Annotated in this window: 21 protein-coding genes; 11 read left to right on the forward strand and 10 right to left on the reverse strand. The window is 63.6% G+C overall.

Annotated elements, in window-relative coordinates:
- From DK391_RS03585 to DK391_RS44105, 4 genes are all read left to right on the forward strand, one after another.
- Positions 1–675: hypothetical protein (locus tag DK391_RS03585; protein WP_162600664.1), on the forward strand; the 675-nt coding region annotated here is incomplete at its 5' end.
- Between the two features lie 74 nt (positions 676–749).
- Complete coding sequence (locus DK391_RS03590; RefSeq protein ID WP_109476630.1) at positions 750–1,664, forward strand: hypothetical protein; 915 nt, start codon at positions 750–752, stop codon at positions 1,662–1,664.
- A gap of 84 nt (positions 1,665–1,748) precedes the next feature.
- Complete coding sequence (locus DK391_RS03595) at positions 1,749–2,411, forward strand: hypothetical protein (protein ID WP_109476631.1); 663 nt, start codon at positions 1,749–1,751, stop codon at positions 2,409–2,411.
- Positions 2,412–2,560: 149 nt separating this feature from the next.
- The gene (locus DK391_RS44105; protein ID WP_162600665.1) at positions 2,561–2,701 is read left to right on the forward strand and encodes a hypothetical protein; all 141 of its coding nucleotides are present in this window, start codon (positions 2,561–2,563) and stop codon (positions 2,699–2,701) included.
- Positions 2,702–2,784: 83 nt separating this feature from the next.
- Here the strand turns inward: DK391_RS44105 and DK391_RS03600 are convergent, their stop codons facing one another.
- Complete coding sequence (locus DK391_RS03600; protein ID WP_109476632.1) at positions 2,785–3,642, reverse strand: C40 family peptidase; 858 nt, start codon at positions 3,640–3,642, stop codon at positions 2,785–2,787.
- A gap of 110 nt (positions 3,643–3,752) precedes the next feature.
- A complete protein-coding gene (locus tag DK391_RS03605) occupies positions 3,753–4,349 on the reverse strand; it encodes a hypothetical protein (RefSeq protein WP_109476633.1) in 597 nt (198 codons plus the stop codon).
- Between the two features lie 474 nt (positions 4,350–4,823).
- Here DK391_RS03605 and DK391_RS03610 point away from each other — a divergent pair, with 474 nt between their 5' ends.
- The 4 genes from DK391_RS03610 (at position 4,824) to DK391_RS03625 (ending at position 7,930) form a co-directional block, all read left to right on the forward strand.
- A complete protein-coding gene (locus tag DK391_RS03610; protein WP_109476634.1) occupies positions 4,824–5,513 on the forward strand; it encodes a hypothetical protein in 690 nt (229 codons plus the stop codon).
- A 187-nt stretch (positions 5,514–5,700) separates the two neighbouring features.
- On the forward strand, positions 5,701–6,417 hold the full coding sequence (locus DK391_RS03615) for a hypothetical protein (RefSeq protein WP_109476635.1): 717 nt from the start codon (positions 5,701–5,703) through the stop codon (positions 6,415–6,417).
- Between the two features lie 183 nt (positions 6,418–6,600).
- The gene (locus tag DK391_RS03620) at positions 6,601–7,329 is read left to right on the forward strand and encodes a hypothetical protein (RefSeq protein WP_109476636.1); all 729 of its coding nucleotides are present in this window, start codon (positions 6,601–6,603) and stop codon (positions 7,327–7,329) included.
- Positions 7,330–7,429: 100 nt separating this feature from the next.
- Positions 7,430–7,930, forward strand: a complete 501-nt coding sequence (locus DK391_RS03625) for a hypothetical protein (RefSeq protein ID WP_109476637.1) — start codon at positions 7,430–7,432, stop codon at positions 7,928–7,930.
- Positions 7,931–8,323: 393 nt separating this feature from the next.
- On the opposite strand, the gene DK391_RS03630 is transcribed toward DK391_RS03625, so the two are convergent.
- The 7 genes from DK391_RS03630 to def form a co-directional block, all read right to left on the reverse strand.
- A complete protein-coding gene (locus DK391_RS03630) occupies positions 8,324–9,163 on the reverse strand; it encodes a hypothetical protein (protein WP_109476638.1) in 840 nt (279 codons plus the stop codon).
- Between the two features lie 78 nt (positions 9,164–9,241).
- A complete protein-coding gene (locus tag DK391_RS03635; RefSeq protein ID WP_109476639.1) occupies positions 9,242–9,520 on the reverse strand; it encodes a hypothetical protein in 279 nt (92 codons plus the stop codon).
- Positions 9,521–9,685: 165 nt separating this feature from the next.
- Positions 9,686–11,356 carry an integrase family protein gene (locus DK391_RS03640; protein WP_109476640.1) on the reverse strand — a complete coding sequence of 557 codons (1,671 nt, stop codon included), beginning with the start codon at positions 11,354–11,356 and terminating at the stop codon, positions 9,686–9,688.
- A 199-nt stretch (positions 11,357–11,555) separates the two neighbouring features.
- Positions 11,556–12,413, reverse strand: a complete 858-nt coding sequence (htpX, locus tag DK391_RS03645; protein ID WP_109476641.1) for a zinc metalloprotease HtpX — start codon at positions 12,411–12,413, stop codon at positions 11,556–11,558.
- Between the two features lie 104 nt (positions 12,414–12,517).
- Positions 12,518–13,159, reverse strand: a complete 642-nt coding sequence (locus DK391_RS03650) for a LysE family translocator (protein WP_109476642.1) — start codon at positions 13,157–13,159, stop codon at positions 12,518–12,520.
- 99 nt (positions 13,160–13,258) lie between these two features.
- Positions 13,259–14,242 carry a methionyl-tRNA formyltransferase gene (fmt, locus tag DK391_RS03655; protein ID WP_109476643.1) on the reverse strand — a complete coding sequence of 328 codons (984 nt, stop codon included), beginning with the start codon at positions 14,240–14,242 and terminating at the stop codon, positions 13,259–13,261.
- Between the two features lie 31 nt (positions 14,243–14,273).
- Positions 14,274–14,777, reverse strand: a complete 504-nt coding sequence (gene def / locus DK391_RS03660; protein ID WP_109476644.1) for a peptide deformylase — start codon at positions 14,775–14,777, stop codon at positions 14,274–14,276.
- A 257-nt stretch (positions 14,778–15,034) separates the two neighbouring features.
- On the opposite strand from def, the gene dprA reads away from it, so the two are divergent.
- The 3 genes from dprA (at position 15,035) to DK391_RS03675 (ending at position 19,608) form a co-directional block, all read left to right on the forward strand.
- A complete protein-coding gene (gene dprA / locus DK391_RS03665) occupies positions 15,035–16,213 on the forward strand; it encodes a DNA-processing protein DprA (RefSeq protein ID WP_109476645.1) in 1,179 nt (392 codons plus the stop codon).
- A gap of 53 nt (positions 16,214–16,266) precedes the next feature.
- Positions 16,267–16,644, forward strand: coding sequence for a thioredoxin family protein (locus DK391_RS03670; RefSeq protein ID WP_109476646.1), 378 nt, complete (start codon positions 16,267–16,269; stop codon positions 16,642–16,644).
- Positions 16,645–16,947: 303 nt separating this feature from the next.
- A complete protein-coding gene (locus DK391_RS03675) occupies positions 16,948–19,608 on the forward strand; it encodes a DNA topoisomerase III (protein ID WP_109476647.1) in 2,661 nt (886 codons plus the stop codon).
- A 138-nt stretch (positions 19,609–19,746) separates the two neighbouring features.
- On the opposite strand, the gene DK391_RS03680 is transcribed toward DK391_RS03675, so the two are convergent.
- Positions 19,747–20,838 carry a LysR family transcriptional regulator gene (locus DK391_RS03680; RefSeq protein WP_109476648.1) on the reverse strand — a complete coding sequence of 364 codons (1,092 nt, stop codon included), beginning with the start codon at positions 20,836–20,838 and terminating at the stop codon, positions 19,747–19,749.
- Positions 20,839–21,043 lie beyond the last annotated feature (205 nt).

A 21,043-nucleotide genomic window follows, 5' to 3' on the forward strand; every position in this document is an offset into this window, starting at 1 on the left:
CGCCCGCTCTCCGCGCCTGCCACACCCTCCGCTTGCCCAACGGTTCTGCCCACCGACCAGCCGTGGTTCGATGCCTTCGTCGCAGGATTCCGCCTGTGGTTCGGGGACGCCGACACCCCTCGGGACCCGGATCGTGCCGTGCCCCTGCTGTGCCACGCCGCTCGCCTCGGTCACGGTGGTGCCGCCCTGCTCCTTTCGACCGTCTTCGAAGAACTCGCGCAGGACGCGGACGCCCGTCAGGAACCTCGCACCGCGCGGACGTTCTCCCGCCTGTCGATCGTCTACCGCACCGCGGCGTTCTGGTCGGACGCCGACAGCCCGGACGTTGAACTGGATCACGAGAGCGAAACCGCTTGGGCGCTCGCACGCCAGGCGCCACCGGAGCCGCGCCTGTGGAACGCCATCGACGCCTTGTGCGGGTTGACCGGTGACGACCATCGCCCGGATCCGGACGGTGCGCTGCAGGGATTCGAAGCCCTCGCGGCGTCCCATCCCGTCCACGCCACGTTCCTCGCATCGGGCGCCGCCGAAGAAGCCGCCGAGCGCCACGCCGACCCGGTGAGCGCCCGGGCGCTGATGGAACGTGCGCGCGCGAACCTGGTTCGCTCCGCCGGTGCGGGCAACCGCGCCGCGCAGAAGCGTCTGTTCCACGCCCGCGCCGGTGAGCGTGGGTGAGTGCTGCTTGTGCTATTGCCGCGTGGTGCTACCCTGGGTGACCGGGGTGCCGTTGCACCCCACCGGAGACCACCATGTCCGACGATCGCCAGACCTCCCTCGCATCCGCCGCGCAGGTGGACCATGCCCCGACGCTCCCGTCGATGCAGGACCTCCACTGGCAACGCCAGTTGCTGCTCGCCGCGGAGAACGGACCCGTTCCCGTGGTCGAAGCCTGGTTGCAAGCCGGTGTGATCCCCAACGACCAAACCGTGAGCGCTGCCCTGCGCCGCGAGGACCCCATCCCCGCGGTGGACGCCCTGCTCGCGGCTGCGCCCCACCTCGTGCCGGGCACGCTCAACCGCTCGCGCGTGATGGGGGACGACGGTGTGTTGGACCTGGTGTTGCAGCACACCTCGCCCTCCGTGCTCAACGAGCGCGCCGGGTCGCCGTTCCCGTTGTGGCTCGAAGCGTTCGCCCGCGCGCAGGACGTGCGACCGGGCACCGACCTTTACGACGAAGCCATGGCGGCACGCATCCCCACGGTCCTCGCCAAGCTCACCCACGCCGGCGCCGACGTCGAGTCGATGCGCACCAGCCCTTACGTGCGTGACGCGCAGAGCATCCACGGGCAGGTGCTGCGCCAAGCGCTTGGGATCGAGCCGTCGCTGTCCCTGGAGGGTGTCGTCACCGGCGTGCAGGTCGTGCCGGTGATCAACGATGGAACGCTGGTCGAAGCGCAGTTCGAAGGACCGGACCATCGCACCACCGACTGGGGTGTCTACGTGCGCGACCGTGAGCGCCACGCGAACCACGTTCAGGACTTCAAGGAACGCGCGGTCGCTGAGCGCTTTGCGAAGGAACTCGCCAGTGCTCACGCGGTGAAGGTGGAGCCCTATCCGTGGGAGGAGCGTCCCACGCTCTCGATGGTGGCGCCGAAGCCGAAGCTCGACCAGGACGATGGGGAGCACCGCGTCGTCATGCGTCAGGTTATGCGAATGAGCATGTGAGCGCGTGCGCTTGAGTTTCCTCCTGGACCTGGTATGGGTACGACATCGACCCGTCGAGGTCACAACTAAAGGAGGATCATCACCATGCGCACCATCGCCATCACCCTTGCCACCCTTGCCACCCTCACCGCCATCGCCTCGTTGGCGGGTTGCCATAGCTCGGATTCGTCGGGCGCCCCCAGCGCGCCGGCCGCGAACACGAGCATCACCAGCGCTCCCAGTTCGTCCGACGTTCAAGCCGCGCTGGGTCCGCAAATCGCCGACGACTACTGCTGGGTCCAGGCCGACAACGGCAAGCCGACCTGGCCCGCTCCGGTGGTCCCCGCGCAGTTCCACAGCGAAACCCGCACGGTGCTGAACGCCCTGACCGCCGAAGGGCTGCTCGACTACCAAGGAAGCGCCCTCGCACCCACGGCGGACGGCAAGAAGGACGCCTCGTGGTGGGACAGCAAGCGTGGTGCGTGCATGGGTACGGCGACCGTGGCGAGCGTGACCGCGGTGCGCCTGAATCATGGCAACCCCCACGCGCCCGACGGGTCGGTGGACGTGGACTACGTGCAAACGCTGACGAACGTTCCCGCGTGGGCGCAAAAGAACTTCAAGAGCCACGTCGATTTCAGCACGCCGCTGACGAAGCACGTCACGCTCGTCTACGACACCGCCGCGCCGCACGACTGGCGCCGGGCTGGTGTGCTGGTGAAAGACCCGAGCCAACCGACCGGCTGGCGCGAGGACAACGTTCACTGAACGTCACCCTGAGCGCAGGATCGAGCGCCCACCGGATGGTGGGCGTTTTCTTTTCAAGGAAATGCCCACTGCGCGCTTGAGTTTCCCGCAGGGCCTGGTATCGGTACGGCATCGGTCCTACGGACCACAACTAAAGGAGGATCCACCCCATGCTGACCGCTTCCATCATCGTCGCCATCGTTGCTGCCTTCGGTTACGGCATGTTCCGCCTGTCCGGCTGGTCGCGCGAGGACTTCAAGAACCGTTTCAAGGCGGAGTACCCCGCTGCTCAAGCCGCTCGCAACGAGTGAGCGCCAAGGCCCTGACCGGGCCTTCTTCCTGCCCAGCGCGTGAACGCTGCGCAACGAAAAGCCCCCTCCCGGGGGCTTCTGCTTTACCGCGATGCGGTGGTGATGGTGGTCTGCACGATCCGCCGTGCGCCGTGCCATCGTGCTTCCCAATAGTCGGACGTCAGGTTTTCGTAGCGGACCTTCGCGCCGGTGTGCGGGGCGTTGATGAACGTGTCGTGACCGACGTAGATTCCCACGTGCGTCGCAGGGCCGCGCGCGGTGTCGAAGAACACGAGGTCACCGGGTTGAAGCTCGTCCTTCGGGACATCCATGCCGACCTGGCTCTGCTGGGACGCGAGACGCGGAAGCGCTTTGCCGATCGTCATCGCGGTGACCCACCGCACGAAGCCCGAGCAATCCATGCCCTGTTCCGGCGAGTTGCCGCCCCAAACGTAGGGGATCCCGAGGTACTTCTTCGCGTTGTCGATCATCTTCGATCGCCAGTTCTTCGGTGGGACCTTCGGACCCACCGGGAGCGCCACCGGGGGCGGCAAGCCGTCCGGACCGGTTTCCAGCGATACGGTGACAACGCCTGGTCGGACGGAGGGCAACGGCTTGAACGCCGGCACCGGTTGCCACGCATCGCTCAACCAGTCGCTGCCCTGGTCGAACAGGGATGCTTGCCCGTCGATGTCCTTCGCGTAGAACGTGCCCGGCTCGGGCATCGCGACGGACGATACGCCGACTGCGCGCGGTGTCGCCATCGGAACGACGAGGAGCACCGACTGGATCGGCTGGTTGAACGCCGTCTGCCAGTAAGCGCTGGACGCCTGCTGACGCGATGCCTGGACGGTGGGGTGGGTGAAGCCGCGATGGGGGATCGCGTGGGCACTGCAGGTCGCGAGCGCGAGGACCGTAAAGGTCAGGGTTCGTGCTGCGCGGATGGACATCATGCTCAACATGGTGGGTTCCTCCGAAGTAAAGCGCCTCCTTTCCGCTCTTGTGTCGGTTGTGGCAACGGGGTTGGGAAACCGCCCGCAGGACCTGCGGACGGTGATGGTGCTGCTACTGCTCAGAAGCCGACGCGAGGACGTGCGGCCGTGCTGCTGGTGATCGCGTCGAGCTTGCGCGCCAACGCTGCGATGTCGGGGATCGGGGCGACCTGGGTGAACGCCACGTCCAGGGCTTCCAGCGGGGCCATCACCGCGTCGTGAAACGCTTCACGATTCGCCCGCTCGATCGCCAGGCTTTCTTTGTCCTGCGCGTCCATCTGTTCCCGTGCACGCGCCCAGGCTAACGCCTGCTGACGCTCTGCGCGGAGCGCACGCGCCCGGGCATGCGCCTTCGCCGTTTCGCTCATGCCGGGGACGGCGTAGGCGGCTTCGTCGTTGTTCATGCTCTGACGGCGGAACGCGGCGGTCATCGCCTCGTTCAGCAGCGCCATCAGGTACTCGCGGTTCGCGGTGCTGGGTGCGTTCTTGATCTTGCCGATCAACAGGTCCAGGGCGGTGCCCTCCCCGTTCACCAGGCGTGGATTCGCGCGCTCGACTTCGAGTTGCGCGCACGCTGCGGTGAGGTGCACACGGACGACTTCGGTCGTGAACGAGGGAAGCGGGTCGAAGCCGGCGGGCAGGTCGATCGTGAGGTTTTGCGTGTCGATGGGGGTCATGTGTGGTCTCCTGGTGAGGCGTCTGCGTTGGTCTGCGCCTCTCTACGTCCAGGTTAGCTCGAGCTATGAAAAACTCAAGGCCTCCGGCGACTATACTTTCGACTTTATAGGGTGTTTTGCACCTGATGACCAAACCCCAAAATCCCCGGCGGCTGCCGCCGCGGGCGCCCCGCTTCGCGCCGGATCCTTCGGTCCCGTTCGACGTCATCAACGTGGGGTGGTCGCCCATTGCTGATCGTGGACCGCCCCGCCTCTTGCCTGCGGCGTCGTTCGGGGTCAGGGTGCCCTCGCCTCCGGAGGAGGTTTTCCCGAAGGGGTGCGGCCGGTCGACCTCGTCGGTCGTGCAGGGTTTCATGCTGGGTGCAACGCAACCCATCCCGTTTGACTTCCGCGACGGATGCTCTATGAGTGGGCGCATCGGATTGCATCACCGTCCGCGGCCACCATCAACATCAACATCCAGGAGGAACCGTCGTGCTCAAGAAGACCATCATCGCCACCGCTCTGCTCGTTGCTTCCGCGCTCGCGAGCGCAGCGCCCTTCACGTTCTCGCCGGCGCTGATGCACAGCAACGACGGCAAGCCCGCACCCGTCGGACCCGATACGTTTCAGGGCTTCACGATCGGAAAGAGCCTTCTGTCTCAGGCTCCGGACTGCACGGACCCGCAGACCTACCACGCCCCGTTCAAAGGGTCCTGCTTCGCGCACCGCACGGGGTCCAGTGGTGCGGTCGTGATCGCTGCCCCCGGTCTCAGTGCTCACGCGGTGGCGCCGGGCGCCGACCAGAGTTCGTTGCTGGGCTATCACGCGCCGACGATCGTGGACACGCAGTATTACGAGGACAACCCGCGCTTGCCTCGTCCCGTGCATGTCGTCATCACGTCGCTGCCCGCCACCGATCAGACCGCGCAGAAGCTTGTGACGTGGATGGCGCAGCAGTACGGAAACCCCTCGTCGGTCACGCCGACGGAGGTCACGTGGACCTTTCAAGACCTCGAAGCGAAGGTGGTGTACGGACCAGAGGACGTTGCGCTGAACGTGCCCAGTGCCGGTCCTGCTCGTGTGCTCTACGCGGAGGTGTACGACACCGCGCACGCGGGCAACGCGCAACAACTTCTGCAGGAGTTCGGCGGCTACCTGTTCAACACGTCGCCCACGAAGTGACGTTGCACCCACGATTACTGACGACGAAGCCCCGCAGACGCGGGGCTTTTTCGTTGGAGCGCTTGCCCATCAGGTTTTTTTGCACCCAATGGGTCGAACCAGGTTGACATCCAGAACTGATCGCTTATTGGTACATGCGAGGACCGCAAAGGTCTGATCATTCCCAACCATCGTCAAGGAGGATCTTATGAAGAAGTCTTACATCGCCGCCGCCCTGGTCGCTGTTGCTGCTGCCGCTGGGTTCGCTGTCACCGCCAACGCCTCGTTGTTCAGCGATCCCAAACCCGCTCCGGCACCTTTCACTCTGAAGAGCGTTGATTTCGGACACAACGCTACGACCTTCCTTGGCAAGGCCGAGACGTCGAATCCCCTGGCCTACGATCCGTTCTCCAACAGTTTGATGGGTCTTCGTCTCGGCGACTCGCTGCCCGCCGCCTGTCCAGTTGTTTTGGACAAACCCTGCGCAGCGCAATCGTCCGCGCATGGCGCGATCGTTGCTGGTTTGAGCGATCACCTCGGGCTTGGCTCGGATCTCGTCGCTGATCACGAGGGTGCCGGTCCGGTTGAAGGGCAAGCCCTGGTCGGTCTGGACGCCTCGGGTCGTATCGACGCAATCGTCGTGCCGATGTGGGGTGGTTCCGGGGAGGGTAACGTGGCTCGGACCGCCCTCAAAGCTTTCGCGTGGCGTTTCGGTGACCCGTCGTCGATCTCGAGCACGCAAGTCGTGTGGAACCTGCCCAACGGTGTGCATGCCACGGTCGTCTACAAGGACACGCCCCCGGTGCCGTGGCACGTTAGCCACACGACGCGTGTGAAAATGCTTTACGCAGCGATTTACACCGACGGTGGCGCATCGCAGGTCGAGCCCTTGCAGTTCACTGAGTGGTCCCGCTCGTCGAAGTGAACCGAGCGTTGACCGACGTGCCAAGCCCCGCCCCGTGCGGGGCTTTGTCTTGGGTGCAACGCCACCTCAACGTATTACGCAAGTATTTTTCGCCGTACCTCTTGCGTCGCATTCTGGGTCGAGTATGTACAGAGGTGAGGGTCGTCGAAACGATCCCATCCATACATCAAGGAGGAGACCACCATGCGATTCATCAAGCCCGCCGTTACCGCCGCCACCCTGTTGTTCGCGCTTGCCGCCATGCCGGCGCATGCGCAGTCGCTCGAAGACCAAGCCCCCGCGCAAGGTTCGAACGAGGCAGTGACCTCGTTCGTTCAAGCGCCGGTTGCGCAAGATCCCATCGTCACGCCGCGTCTGTCGTTCCAGCCGACGGGTGGCCATGACTGGCACCTGTGGATCGACGCCAACGTGCACGCTTACCACTTCAACCGTGGCGAGGCTCGTGCCAACAACTACAACGAGAACAACTGGGGCGGTGGGTTCGAGTTGACCAACGACGTGCTCGGTGTCATGGGGGGTTACTACTACAACTCCCTGCGTCGCGGTTCGTGGTATCTGCTTGGTCGCTACACCCCGCTCCAGTTCGACCTCACGTCGAAAGACCGCGTGAACGTCGGTGTGCTCGCTGGTGTGCTTTCGGGCTACGTGAAAACGGCCTACGAGAAAGGCTACACCGTGACCCAGGAACCGAACAGCACCGGTACGGGGACGATGCCGGTTCTGACGCCCGCGATGTTGCCGAACGGAACCAAGCCGCGTGGCTTCATGCCCGCCGCTGGTCTCCTGGTCTCGTATGAGCACGATCACCAGTGGGGTGTGAATCTGATCTTCGTGCCCCCTGTGCGCAGCGAAGGGGTGTCGCCGTTCATGGGCGTTGAGTTGCGCTACTCGCCTGCCAAGTTCATTTTTTGAACTGACCTGGGTGCAACACACCCCAGCCGTGACCGCCGCAAGGCGGTTGAGGCGGTACAGGCCCGGCGTCGCCAGGCCACTTTCAAAGGAGACCTTCAACATGCGTAAAGCTCTGATCGCCCTCGCCGCCCTGCTCGCCGCCGGTGTTGCCCACGCTGAACCCGTTCCGTTCTTCGTGCACGGGATCGCGCTGGGGCAGTCGCTGCCGCCCCTGTGCACCGACACGACCTCCGTTCCCTGCGTTGCGGGTCGCGTCGGTCCGGTGGGTAACCTGGATGCCTACATGCTCGCTCACCTCGCTCCGGCCGGCTCGGGGAGCGAGACGTCCGCGATCGTCGGCGTGGACAAAGCCGGCAAGGTGCGCGTTGTGCTGTCGTCGATCGGTCCTGCCTCCGACGCGCTCGATCGCGCCCGCGATGGCGTTGTGGATCTGTACGGTCCGCCGACCGTGGAGGGCGATCGCTTCTCCGACTGGAACGCGAAGGACAGCGTCCTGGGCGTGACGCATCGCTCCACGTTCACGAACGTCGCGTATGCCTTCGACGACGCGTTCGCGCCGGCCGCGCTGGACCTGATGAACCTGATGTTCCCGAAGGAGTAAGGGGACGTCGACCGGGTCGAACGTTCGATGGTGAAACGGGGCGCGAAAGCGCCCCGCTCTTCATGGGTAGGTTGCGTGGTACGCTCCCGGCCGGGACGGGCTCGCAAGCCTGCACGCGCAGCGCGAACACCTGTTGGACGGGTTTGCGGTGAACCGCTCCCGCCCGGTCGTGCTGGGTGACCCGACACCCCGGCACCCGCGCAACGTCAAAAGCACTGGGAGCCTGGCGGCTCCGGGCACCCCGCTTCGCGCCATCAACCGGAGGATGCCGCCCGCCGTCCGATCGCCGCTGGCGCCTGCGGGTTGAGTCCCCTCCGCCTCCGGCGGGGTTCCCCGAAGGAAGCCGGTCAAACCGGTCCAGACGGGCTCACTGGGTGCCGCAGCACCCAACCATCAACGACGTCGCCCGCCCACCTCGCGCTCCACGCGCGTGTCGTGCTCGGTGATCTTGAAGACCTCGGCGAAATGACCGAACGGCAGGGGGTCGTACGCACCCAGCGTGCCGTGCCGAAGGATCACCGCCGCGCGCATCGCCGCCGCACCGTCCTTCCCGAAGTCGCGCTCCGCCATCCCCGATGCCAGGTAGCGCCCAAGCCGCTCACGTGCCGCCGGGCGATCCAGATCACGCAAGAAATACGTCCACTTCTCCGGGGAGACGCCCGACGGGGTTTCGTAGAGGCAGTTGACGGTGCCGTCCTCCCGGACCCGCATGAGGAAAACCTGGTCGAACCGGTAGCCGGCGGGCTCCATCGTGTCCGGGTAGGTCGCACCGTGGTGACGACGGTAGCTCATGATGCAGTACGCGTTGGCGAGGATGTCGGCTGCGTCCGCGTCCAGGACCTCCTGCATTTCCAGAAGCAGTGCCCGGGGCGTGTTCGGGATGGACGTGGGCGGGTCGAGGAGCCAGCCGCTTTGCAGCAGACCGGGTGCCCATGCACGAGCAAGTTCGAAGTTGCTCGAATAGTAAAGCTCCGTGCCGGTCGTTCCGGGCTTTGCCCGCGCCAACGCCCGGTAGATCTTTCCCTTGAACGTCACCTCGTAGTACGGAAGCTCCTCGCCGATGAGCAGCGACTCGCGCCCTGGCCAGCCGTGGTACGTGTGCATTTCAAGCCCAGCGTCACTGAGCGCGTCCTCGTACGACACCAGTCCGGTCTTCAAAGCGGTCTTGTTACGGCGATCCGGGTCGAGCACCGCCGTATGCGCGGTCGCCTTACGTTCTTCGTTGTTGTCCACGTTCTGCCTCGCGTGCTTTTTGGTCTCTCGCCGGTGCGCTGCGCGCGCCCGGTGGTGTGGTCGGTCGCTGCCGGTCGATTAGAGCAAATCCTCTAAGAGGCTGACCTTTTCGTCGGCGTCCCACTTCCGACGGAACACAACGAAGTGGTCCTTCGAGACGATCTCGAGCGGGAGCGTCTTGTAGCCCCACTCCGTGCAAAGCTCTTCCCAGATTCGGTGCACCTCGCGCCACGGCTTTTTGGCGAGCCGTTGGACGCCTGTCCAGAGGTAGAACTCGTCCCATCGAACGATGACACTGCCCGTCAGCCACACCTGATCGAGCGCCTGGCGCAGTTGCGCTTCGCGATGCCGTTCCATCTTGCGTTCCCTTTTTTTGTTGAGCGGGCACGATTATGCCACGCCTATCCAAATAAGACGCTCTTATTTTTTTAACGGATCGAAAATTAAACGACGACGCGCTGTTTCAACACGCGCGCCTTGATGTTGGAGCCGACGATCCGGACGTCCGCCCGGATCCGTCGATCAGTCTGATTCGGGCTCGCTGGGTGCCTCGTCACCCTCTCCCTGCTGCTCTTCGGCAAGGTTCAGGCTGTCCAGCAACGCCTTGAGTTGCGCTGCCGCCTTTGCCCGTGCGCTCGGGTCCTGCGCCGCGAGCTTGCCCACGTGCTCCATCGCCTGCGCAACCTCCGTGTCCACCTCGGTCGCCGTCCGCACACGTTCTGGAACGGGGATTCCCGCGATCTCCAGGATTTTTCGCTCGTGCTGCTCGTAGATCGGGGTCAGCACTTCCAGTTTGTGCGCGAGCATGTAGGTGGCGGTGATGTCGGTGTTTGCCTCGGCGTGGTTGAGCGCGAGCTTCAAAAGCCGGAAGTCTCCCCGACCGGTCTTGTCCCCGCTCAAAACGTCCAGGGCGACCTCGCCCGCCATCGTCCGTCGCAGGTCGTGCAGGGTGCACCGTACCTCGCCCTCGTTGCTGGCGTGGCGCATGAGCGAATCGACCGACGTGATGTGCCCGCTCTTCGCGGTCCTGCGCTCCGTCGGGAACACGTACTCCGGGACCGGGATGATCGCGCCCTTCTTCGCCAGTTCAACATCACGCCCCCGAGGTCGCGCGTTCAGTTCCATGCGACGGCGGAGGATGGCTTCGACGCCCGGGGTCAAGGGGAACAGGTGGTCGGTCTTGTTCTTCGTGGACCGGAAGGTCACCACCTTCTTCACGAAATCGACGTCCTCCCATTTGAGGGACATCCCCTCCATCTTTCGCGCGCCCCAACACAACGTGCACAGGATGTAATCCGCCATGACGCCGCGCGTCCATGGGTGCCCGGTTTTCAGCGCGGTTTCCGGAAAGCGTTGTGCCGCGATGCGCCGCAGCCATTCGTGCCCACGCTCTTCGCCGATGGGGAGCACGCGCGTGACCCGGTTCGGACGGGGAAGGCTCGTGCTGTGGCTCTTAAGGTGCTCGTCGAAGGGGTTCACCTCGGGCGCTTCTTCCGCTGCCAGCCGTGTCCATGCCGCCCGGGCGTATCGCCAAACTTTGATCGCCGTCGTGGGGTGCTTTTTTCGGATCGCCGAGATCATGGCGTCGAGGTGGGTTGCCTTCACCTCGCCCACAGGCATCGTCGCGATGCTGTATCGCCGGACCACTTTCAATGTATTTTTTCGGTCCCTGGCCGTGTTGGGCGTGTCCCGTTTTCCGTCCGCGCCCTCAGCACGACGTTGGGCGTCGCGCTCCATCATCTTGATGAAGGTCAGGCGCTGGACGGTCTGCTGTTGCGTTGTGGCGAGCTTCGCCGCCCGGACGACGAGGTTCGGGTCCTTCCCCGCGCCCATCATGTTCAACGCCGCCTTCGCCTTCGCTCGAGCATCGGTCAATGACGTGCTGGGGTACTCCCCGCATTTGTACCGGCATGGGCGAGCGCCGAGTTTCTTCTCAGCGACAAACGATCGGGTGCCCGATCGCTGAATCCGCAGGGTGAGCCCGGGGAGGGTTGCGTCTTTGACGAAGTAATCGTTCATCGTCGCCGACACCGGTTCGGTCAGGATCGACCCATCCTCCGCGATACCGCCCGGGCGCTGCTCGAACGGTAGAGCGTGGATCAGCCGGAGCGTTTTGTCCGTGAACGGGATCTTGCCCTTCGGTGCGTTGCGCGCCGTCCCCTGTCCAACGTCGTTGGTTTTACCGTCCGTCATGCCCTGCTCCGCGTGTGTTCTCCCTGAGCGAATGATACGCGGAAACAGTATCCTGAAGTCATCCGTGGCGACCAGGATACCGCGAGGATACCGGCAAACCAGGGCAAAACGGGGCAAACCAGGGAGCACTGCCCAGTTTTTGAGCAGTCAGGATACCGCTGCGTCGCCGCCTTTTCGAGGGGCGTGCAGCGGTTCCAAATCAGTCGAAACGCCCGGTGCGCGCCATTTCCATCAGACGTGCGATGCGTTCTTCGGTCGCCGGATGGGTGCTGAACAGGTTCGCTACACCGCCCCCACTGAGCGGATTCATGATCATCATCTGCGCGGTGGCCGGGTGCGCCTCTGCCGTCGGGAACGGGATGCCGTTCGCATAGCGGTGAATCTTGTCCAGCGCCGCCGCGAGCGCCTGCGGATCGCCCGAAATCTGCGCACCGCCGCGATCCGCCTCGAATTCACGCGCGCGGGAAATCGCCATCTGGATCAGCGCGCCAGCGATCGGCGCCAGCAACGCGACGGCAATGCTCGCAATCGGATTCGACGGACGGCCATTCTCGTCGCGGCCGCCGAAGAACATCGCGAAGTTGGCCAGCGCCGAAATCGCGCCCGCCATCGTCGCCGAGATGGTCGAGATCAGGATGTCGCGGTGCTTCACGTGCGCGAGTTCGTGCGCCATCACGCCGCGCATTTCGCGCTCGGACAGCACGCGCAGGATGCCCGTGGTGGCCGCGACGGCTGCGTGCTCGGGGTTGCGGCCCGTCGCAAACGCGTTCGGCTGATCTTCGTCGATCAGATAGACGCGCGGCATCGGAAGATTGGCGCGCGTCGCGAGGTCGCGCACCATCCGGTAGAACTGCGGCGCGCTCGTTTCATCGACTTCCTGCGCGTTGTACATGCGCAGGACCATCTTGTCCGAAAACCAGTACGAGAAGAAATTCATGCCGAGCGCGATCAGCAACGCGAGCATCATGCCCCGCTGGCCGCCGATCATGCCGCCAATCACGATGAAGAGTGCCGTGATTGCGGCCATCAGCATCGCGGTTTTCATCCAGTTGAACATTTCCAGGACTCCTTGCCCGTCACACGGTTCTTTATTGGTGCCGCCAATGCGCGGCGAATGATTGTAAGCGAACTGTTAGATAGGGGCGCGTGCGAAAAATTCAATCACCGGGACGCGGTTGCGAGCCTGATGCCCAGCCCGACGAATGCGCTGCCGACGGTCCGATCCAGCCACTTCCTGACGCCTGGCTTGCCCGAGAACCGTTGCGTCACACTTCCCGCAATCCAGGCGACGAAGCTATTCCAAGCCATGCTCATGACAACGAAAACCACGCCGAGCGTGAGAAACGCGGCGGTTTTGCTGGCACTGTCCGCGGACACGAATTGCGGGAAAAACGACACGAAGAACAGCACGACCTTCGGATTCAGCACATTGGTCCAGAAGCCTTGCAGGAAAAGCTGCCGCAGCGACTTCGGCGCACCCGCTGCGCGCGGCTCGCCGCTGGTGCCTGCGGCTTCCGGTTTGGTCAAAATCAGCCGCACGCCGAGGTACATCAGATAGATCGCGCCGACGAACTTGATCACGGTGAACGCCGTAGCCGACGCGGCCAGCAGTGCCGTCAGTCCAAACGCACACGCGAGCGAATGGACGCAGCACCCGGCTGAGATACCCAACGCCGACATCAGCCCCGCGCCGCGCCCCTGCGCGACGCTGCGACCGCCGATATACGCGGTGTCGGGGCCGGGCGTGACGTTGAGCAGAAAAACGGCGACGACGAAAAACTCGAAATGGGTGATGCCGAACATGAAATCCTCTTCAGGCAGGTTGCACCGAAGATTTTAACGCGCTGGCCGGACGCGGCGCGTCCTGGCCGAACGGCTAATGGTGCGGCTACGGAGACGCCGTTACTGTGTGTGCGTGGGGTCGAAACGCTGATCAGCGGCAAGCGTCGATCCGGCTAGAAAATCCCGCACCGGCAGGCGTTTTCCACCTGGCTTCTGCAGTTGCGTGATGCGCAGCGCGCCTTCGCCGCATGCCACGACGACGCCTTCGGGCGATACGTCCGTGATCGTGCCGGGCTGGGCTTTGTTCGACGAGTCGATCGGCATCGCGGACCAGATTTTCAGCACCGTACCGTCGAGCGTAGCGGCGCCACCGGGGAATGGGTCGAACGCGCGAACCTGGCGCGCCAGTTCCACCGCCGGGCGTTGCCAGTCGAGCGCGGCCTCGTGCTTGCCGATCTTGTCGGCATAGTTCGCGCCCTCGGCCGGTTGCGGCGTGGCGTCGAGCTTGCCGGTGCGCTCCAGTTCGACCAGTGCATCGACGATCAGCTTTGCGCCCGCTTCCGCGAGCCGGTCGTGCAATGTGGCCGTCGTGTCGGTGTCGTGGATCGGCGTGCGGACTTCGGAAATCATCGCGCCCGTGTCGAGGCCCACGTCCATCTGCATTAGCGTGATGCCCGTTTCGGTGTCGCCGGCTTCGATCGCGCGGTGGATCGGCGCGGCGCCGCGCCAGCGCGGCAGCAGCGAAGCGTGAATGTTGATGCAGCCGTGCGGCGCGATGTCGAGAACTTCCTGCGGCAGCAGCAGGCCGTAGGCGGCCACCACCATCACGTCGTGCGGCGTGGCGCGCAGTTGCTCGATCGCGGCCGTCGCTTCCGCCGGGAACTTGCCGTTCCGGCGCAGCGAAGGCGGCTGCGCTACCTCGATGCCATGCTCCTGCGCGTAGCGCTTGACGGGACTCGCCTGCAGCTTCATGCCGCGGCCCGCCGGGCGGTCCGGCTGGGTCAGCACGAGCGGCACGGGAAATCCGGCCTCGTGGATCGCGGCGAGCGCCGCCGCGGCGAATTCCGGCGTGCCGGCGAAGATGACGCGCAACGAATGACTCATGTACGGATAGCGATAACGGTACGAAAGCGCGTCACATCGCGTGCGCGAGCTTCTTCATCTTGCTCTTGATGCGCGTCTGCTTGAGCGGCGACAGATACTCGACGAACACCTTGCCCATCAGGTGATCCATTTCGTGCTGGATGCACACGGCGAGCAGCCCTTCGCAATCCAGTTCGAAAGTTTCGCCTTTCTCGTTCAGCGCGCGCACGCGCACTTTCTCGGCGCGCTCGACGTTGTCGTAGATACCCGGCACCGACAGGCAACCTTCTTCGTGAATTTCGCGTTCGTCGCTCGACCAGATGATTTCCGGGTTGATGAACGCGCGCAGTTCGTCGTGCGCATCCGACACATCGATCACGATCACGCGCTCATGCACGTCCACCTGCGTCGCGGCGAGACCGACGCCGGGCGCGGCGTACATCGTCTCGGCCATGTCGGCGACGAGTTTGCGGATTCGGTCATCGACCTTGTCGACCGGCTTCGCGATCTTGTGCAGACGCTTGTCCGGGTAATTGAGGATGTTGAGTAAAGCCATGGTTCTGAAATGAATTGGGCGCCAACGCTATCGATCAGGTCGCGCGGCTGGCCATTCGGCCAGGTTGTTCGCCAGGCGCGACACGCACAGGATAGATAGTGGCCGAACCGTGTTGATTCAACGCCAGTTCGACGCGTCAAGCGCGTATCCGCAGGCTCGCGCGAGCGCGGCGCAGCAGTGGTTTCGGGATATTTCGGATGATGAAAATTTTAGCATGGCGGCTGAAAGGCCGGTTGCCGTGCGCAAGGACGTTGAATATGCAGACGCTTCCCCTGACAGACCAGGAACTCGCCGCCTGGTTGCGGCTTTCGATGGCGCCGGGCTTGAACCCGGCTGCGCTACGCGGCTTGCTGACGGCCTTCGGCCTGCCCGAAGCCGTGTTTTCGCAAAGCTTCACGGCACTGGCAGAAGCGGCTGGCGAAGCCGCCGCGCGGGCCGCGCTCGCGCCGCCGCCCTCAGACTTTCCCGCCCAACTCGACGCGGTGCGCGCCTGGCGCGACCTGCCCGGCAATGCGCTCCTCACACTCGACGATCCCGCCTACCCGCCGCTTTTGCTGACCATGCCGGATCCGCCGCCGCTGCTATATGTAAAGGGGCGGATCGAGTTGCTGCACGCGCGCAGCATCGCCGTGGTTGGCAGCCGCAGTGCGACGCCACAGGGTATCGAAGACTCTGCACGCTTCGCCCGCGCCTTTTCGGACGCCGGTGTGACCGTCGTGTCGGGCTTGGCGTCGGGGGTGGACGGCGCGGCGCACCGGGGCGCGCTGCAGGGACGCGGCGGCACCGTCGCTGTGATCGGTACGGGTGCGGACATCGTCTATCCGTCGTCTCATCATGCGCTGGCCCATCAGATCGCCACGCACGGCGCGATCTTGTCGGAGTGGCCGCTCGGCACGCCGGCCCGCTCTGCGAACTTCCCGCAGCGCAACCGGTTGATCGCGGGACTCGTCAACGGCGTGCTGGTCGTCGAAGCGGCCATGCGTTCCGGCTCGCTGATCACGGCGCGCTTCGCCAATGAAATGGGGCGGGATGTGTTTGCGATTCCCGGGTCGATCCACGCGCCGCTCGCGCTCGGCTGTCATCGGATGATCAAACAGGGCGCGAAGCTCGCTGAAACGCCCGAGGATGTGCTCGACGAACTCGGTTTCGCCGGTGTGCCGTCTGCGGCTCAAGCGGCGGCAAGGCGTCGGGCAGATGCGAAACCGGTCGCGGAAACTGCCAGGGAACCGGAGCACGTACAGCCGGAAGGTGGATCGGTGGACGCTGCACTTCTGCTCGACGCACTCGGCCACGCGCCCACCACGCTTGAAATACTCGCCGAACGGACCGACATGAACGACACGCTGCTGCAGAGCACGCTGCTGCGGCTCGAACTGGCGGGCGATCTGTGTGCGCTGCCCGGCGGACGGTACGTTCGTACAACGCGCAGCGGGTAACGCGTCGTGCTACATTCGCGCCAAATAACCATGCAATACCGAAGGAACCCGCCATGCCCGCGCTGAACCTGGACACCGACTCGAAACGGATCGCCGAGCTCGTCAACGACAGCGAGACGCTTTTCGTGGCGTGCCTGTGCGCGGAGTGGTGCGGAACGTGCCGCGAATACCGCGTCGCATTCGATGCGCTCGCCGACAAACATCCCGACATCTGCTTTGCCTGGATCGATATCGAGACGCACGCCGATCGCTTCGACGACCTTGACGTTGAGAATTTCCCCACAATTCTTATAGAAGACGGCATCACCACTCGTTTCTTCGGAACGGTGTTGCCGCAGGCGTCGATTGTCGAACGGATGCTGGTCGACCTGACGGCTTTGCCTGGCGTCAAAAGCGCGCCGAAGATGCGGCCGGCTCTGCTCGAAGCCTGAACCGGCAGAAAAATCTGCCAGCGTCCCGGCCCCGTTTTCTGAGCGCGAGCAAATGCGGCACGGCGTTTGCCGAAATCGTGGCGCGATCAGGAAAAAATGGCTCAAAACAGACGCCAGAGTGCCTCTGGCAGCGGCCGTCACACGCTTGCCCGATTGATCTGCGCGCAATTATGATGACCCGCTTTTTTGGGCCCACCGGTTGCCGTTATGGCGGCGTGTGCTATAAAGCGGTCGTTAATGGGTGCCAAACCCGGGTTGGAAAACCCGTGGTCCCAGCCCGAATCCACCAATTTATTTTCAGTCATGTCCAAAGCACTGATCATCGCCGAAAAGCCATCCGTCGCGAACGACATCGCGCGGGCTTTGGGCGGGTTTACCAAGCATGACGAGTACTTCGAAAGCGACGATTTCGTCCTTTCGTCGGCGGTTGGCCACCTCGTGGAAATCGCTGCGCCGGAAGACTATGAAGTCAAACGGGGAAAATGGAGTTTCGCCAATCTCCCCGTGATTCCGCCGCATTTTGATTTGCACCCGATCGCGAAAAGCGAATCGCGGCTGAAAGTGCTGAACAAGCTGATCAAGCGTAAAGACGTCGACCGTCTGATCAACGCCTGTGACGCGGGGCGCGAAGGTGAGCTGATTTTCCGCCTGATCGCGCAGCACGCGAAAGCCAAGCAACCGGTACAACGCCTTTGGCTGCAATCGATGACACCCGCCGCGATCCGCGACGGCTTCGCGCAACTGCGCAGCGACATCGACATGCAGCCGCTCGCGGACGCCGCACGCTGCCGTTCGGAAGCGGACTGGCTGGTCGGCATCAACGGCACGCGCGCGATGACTGCCTTCAACAGCAAAGGCGGCGGCTTCTTCCTGACCACGGTCGGGCGGGTGCAGACGCCTACTCTGTCGATCGTCGTCGAGCGCGAAGAAAAGATTCGCCGCTTCATCCCGCGTGACTACTGGGAAGTGAAGGCGGAGTTCGTCTGCGCGGCTGGCTTCTACGAAGGCCGCTGGTACGACCCGAAGTTCAAGAAAGACGAGTTCGATCCGGAAAAGCGTGATTCGCGCCTCTGGAGCCTGCCGGCTGCCGAAACGATCGTCGCCGCCTGTCGCGGCCAGATCGGCACGGTGACGGAAGAATCGAAACCGTCCACGCAACTGTCGCCAGCACTGTTCGACCTGACCAGCTTGCAGCGTGAAGCCAACGGCCGCTTCGGCTTCTCGGCGAAGAACACGCTCGGCCTCGCCCAGGCGCTGTATGAAAAGCACAAGGTGCTGACCTATCCTCGTACCGACGCGCGCGCGCTGCCGGAAGACTACCAGGAGACCGTCAAACACACGCTCGAGATGCTCAAGGAGAGCAACAACTATCTGCCGTTCGCGAAGCAGGTGCTCGACAAGGGCTGGGTGAAGCCGAACAAGCGCATCTTCGACAATTCGAAGATCAGCGACCACTTTGCAATCATCCCGACGCTGCAAGCGCCGAAGGCACTCTCCGAGCCGGAACAGAAGCTGTACGACCTCGTGGTCAAGCGCTTCCTCGCCGTGTTCTTCCCGGCTGCCGAATACCGCGTGACCACGCGGATCACGGAAGTGGTCGGCCACCACTTCAAAACGGAAGGCAAGGTGCTGGTCGAGCCGGGCTGGCTGCAGATCTACGGTCGCGAGTCGGCCGGAGAGGACGCGAACCTCGTGCCCGTGCAGAAGGACGAGAAGGTCAAGACCGACAAGATCGCCGCACAGCAACTCGTCACGAAGCCGCCCGCACGCTACAACGAAGCGACGCTGCTTTCGGCAATGGAAGGCGCGGGCAAGCTGATCGAAGACGACGAACTGCGCGAAGCCATGGCGGCGAAGGGTCTGGGTACGCCGGCTACGCGCGCTGCCATCATCGAAGGTCTGCTGGGTGAAAAGTATCTGGTCCGCGAAGGCCGCGAACTGATTCCGACTGCCAAGGCGTTCCAGTTGATGACACTGCTGCGCGGCCTCGACGTGAAGGAACTGACCGCGCCGGAACTGACTGGCGAGTGGGAATACAAGCTGTCGCAGATGGAACGCGGCAAGCTGCCGCGCGACGCGTTCATGCAGGAAATTGCCCGCATGACGCAGACCATCGTCAAGCGCGCGAAGGAGTACGACTCCGACACGATTCCTGGCGACTACGCGACGCTGCAAACGCCTTGCCCTAATTGCGGCGGCCAGGTGAAGGAAAACTACCGGCGCTTTGCCTGCACGAAGTGCGAGTTCTCGATCTCGAAGATTCCGGGCGGACGTCAGTTCGAAATCGAAGAAGTCGAAGAGTTGTTGCAGAAGAAGCAGATCGGACCGCTGTCCGGTTTCCGCAGCAAGATGGGCCGGCCGTTCTCGGCGATCCTCAAGCTCTCGTTCGACGACGAAACGAAGAACTACAAGCTCGAATTCGACTTCGGCCAGGATCAGGGCGGCGAAGACGGCGAAGCACCCGATTTCTCGGAGCAAACGCCCGTCGGCGCATGTCCGAAGTGCGGCGGCAAGGTGTTCGAGCACGGCATGAGCTACGTCTGCGAGAACTCGGTCGCGAGTCCGAAGACCTGCGACTTCCGTTCCGGCAAGGTGATCCTGCAACAGGAAATCGCGCGTGAGCAGATGGCGAAGCTGCTGGAAGATGGCCGCACTGACTTGCTGACGAACTTCAAGTCGTCGCGCACGGGCCGCAACTTCAAGGCTTTCCTCGTCAAGCAGAACGACGGCAAGATCGGCTGCGAGTTCGAGAAGAAGGAACCGAAGGAAGGCGCGGCCGCGAAGAAGGCGGCTGCGAAGTCTGCGGGCAAGGCAGCAGATGAGTCGGCCAACGACGAAGCCGCGAACGCCGCACCGGCAAAGAAGGTTGCAGCGAAGACGGCTGCTGCCAAGAAAGCGCCCGCGAAGAAGGCCGCCGCCAAGACGACGGCTGCGAAAACTGCCGCGCGCAAGACGGGTTCGTAAGCAAGCGCTGGGGCGAACCACCCGGCGCGTCTGAGCGCTAAACAAAAAGCGCAGTCACCTCAACGGTGACTGCGCTTTTTTATCGGCTATCGCTTGTCGGCTATCGGAAGCGCCCGTCAGGACGCTGCCGCAATCGCCTCAATGCGTCGGCGTCGCCAGATTGCGCGAGCGGTTCAGCGTGCGCGTGGCCGGTTTGGCGGGGATTTCGCCATCGAGCAGGCTCGACAGCGGCTCGGCGCCGTCGAACGCTTCCGGCGGCATCGACATTGCCGTCGATTCGAGCATCGACGGTGCGCGCTCCACGCCGTCCTTCACCCATTGTTCACCGAGCTTGCTGTTGGGCGTCTGGTTGAAGTGCTCAACGAGATGGTCGATGAACGTGCGGACCTTGGCCGGCAGGTGGCGACGGCTCGGGTACGCAATGTTGATTTCGACTTGCGGCAGACGATAGTCGCTCAACAGCCGCACGAGCTTGCCGCGCGTCGTGTCGCGGCCGATCAGATAGCTCGGCAGGATCGCGATGCCCATGCCGAGCAAGGCGAACTGACGCAGCATTTCCGTATTGTTCGCGACGATCACGTTGGTCGGGCGCACGCGCACTTCGCCATCCGGACCCGTGAACACACGCTCGTCGCCCCAGTATTCGGAGGGCAGCGACAGGCTCGGATGCTCGATCAGTTGTTCCGGACGCGTCGGCGTGCCGTGCTTTTCCAGATATGCCGGCGTTGCACAGACGGTCATGCAGCCCGTGGTCAGCCGACGCGTGACGATGCTGGCGCTGCGCAGATTTCGCGCGATCACCACGCCGACGTCGAAGCCTTCTTCGACCAGATCGACTTGCCGGTCGACCAGCGTGACATCGGGAATCACTTTCGGATAGCGCTCGGCGTACGTCTGCAGCACGGGCGCGAGATTGTGCAGACCGAACACGACCGGCGCGACGATCCTTAAGGTGCCAACCGGCTCATGATTTCGCGCGACGACCATCTGCTCGACGTCTTCGAGCTCGTCGAGAATCTGACGCGCGCGTTCCAGATAAACCTGACCGGACTCGGTCAGCGAAAGACTACGTGTGGTGCGATTGAGCAGTCGGGTACCAAGACGGCCTTCGAGATCGGCGACGTGACGGGTGGCGACTGCGTTTGAAATATCCATCGCGCTAGCCGCGCGGGCGAAACTTCCGAGATCCGCCACTTTGACGAATACTCGCATTGACTGCAAATGATCCATGGACAACTCCTGCCGTATTACCGCTCCCCCGCGAACAGGAAGCACATTTGGGATTTTCCTACGACTAGGGAAATCCTGCAGAAGTTGCCTCGAAACATAGAAATTTTCTAAATATTTGAGTCAATATCTTAGGGGACGGAATGGCGGACACCCGATTGTTCCCATTGTCGAAACAATTTGCTGCGTCGCGTCGGAAACGCTCAGA

It is taken from the genome of Paraburkholderia sp. C35 (assembly GCF_003121405.1).
Taxonomy (GTDB): Bacteria; Pseudomonadota; Gammaproteobacteria; order Burkholderiales; family Burkholderiaceae; genus Paraburkholderia.

Bases quoted from the DNA above. Each gene is read 5' to 3' on its own strand.
- DK391_RS03590 (WP_109476630.1), top strand. From the start codon at position 750: ATGTCCGACGATCGCCAGACCTCCCTCGCATCCGCCGCGCAGGTGGAC.
- DK391_RS03595 (WP_109476631.1), top strand. From the start codon at position 1,749: ATGCGCACCATCGCCATCACCCTTGCCACCCTTGCCACCCTCACCGCC.
- DK391_RS44105 (WP_162600665.1), top strand. From the start codon at position 2,561: ATGCTGACCGCTTCCATCATCGTCGCCATCGTTGCTGCCTTCGGTTAC.
- DK391_RS03600 (WP_109476632.1), bottom strand. From the start codon at position 3,642: ATGTTGAGCATGATGTCCATCCGCGCAGCACGAACCCTGACCTTTACG.
- DK391_RS03605 (WP_109476633.1), bottom strand. From the start codon at position 4,349: ATGACCCCCATCGACACGCAAAACCTCACGATCGACCTGCCCGCCGGC.
- DK391_RS03615 (WP_109476635.1), top strand. From the start codon at position 5,701: ATGAAGAAGTCTTACATCGCCGCCGCCCTGGTCGCTGTTGCTGCTGCC.
- DK391_RS03620 (WP_109476636.1), top strand. From the start codon at position 6,601: ATGCGATTCATCAAGCCCGCCGTTACCGCCGCCACCCTGTTGTTCGCG.
- DK391_RS03625 (WP_109476637.1), top strand. From the start codon at position 7,430: ATGCGTAAAGCTCTGATCGCCCTCGCCGCCCTGCTCGCCGCCGGTGTT.
- DK391_RS03635 (WP_109476639.1), bottom strand. From the start codon at position 9,520: ATGGAACGGCATCGCGAAGCGCAACTGCGCCAGGCGCTCGATCAGGTG.
- DK391_RS03640 (WP_109476640.1), bottom strand. From the start codon at position 11,356: ATGACGGACGGTAAAACCAACGACGTTGGACAGGGGACGGCGCGCAAC.
- htpX (WP_109476641.1), bottom strand. From the start codon at position 12,413: ATGTTCAACTGGATGAAAACCGCGATGCTGATGGCCGCAATCACGGCA.
- DK391_RS03650 (WP_109476642.1), bottom strand. From the start codon at position 13,159: ATGTTCGGCATCACCCATTTCGAGTTTTTCGTCGTCGCCGTTTTTCTG.
- fmt (WP_109476643.1), bottom strand. From the start codon at position 14,242: ATGAGTCATTCGTTGCGCGTCATCTTCGCCGGCACGCCGGAATTCGCC.
- def (WP_109476644.1), bottom strand. From the start codon at position 14,777: ATGGCTTTACTCAACATCCTCAATTACCCGGACAAGCGTCTGCACAAG.
- dprA (WP_109476645.1), top strand. From the start codon at position 15,035: ATGCAGACGCTTCCCCTGACAGACCAGGAACTCGCCGCCTGGTTGCGG.
- DK391_RS03670 (WP_109476646.1), top strand. From the start codon at position 16,267: ATGCCCGCGCTGAACCTGGACACCGACTCGAAACGGATCGCCGAGCTC.
- DK391_RS03675 (WP_109476647.1), top strand. From the start codon at position 16,948: ATGTCCAAAGCACTGATCATCGCCGAAAAGCCATCCGTCGCGAACGAC.
- DK391_RS03680 (WP_109476648.1), bottom strand. From the start codon at position 20,838: ATGGATCATTTGCAGTCAATGCGAGTATTCGTCAAAGTGGCGGATCTC.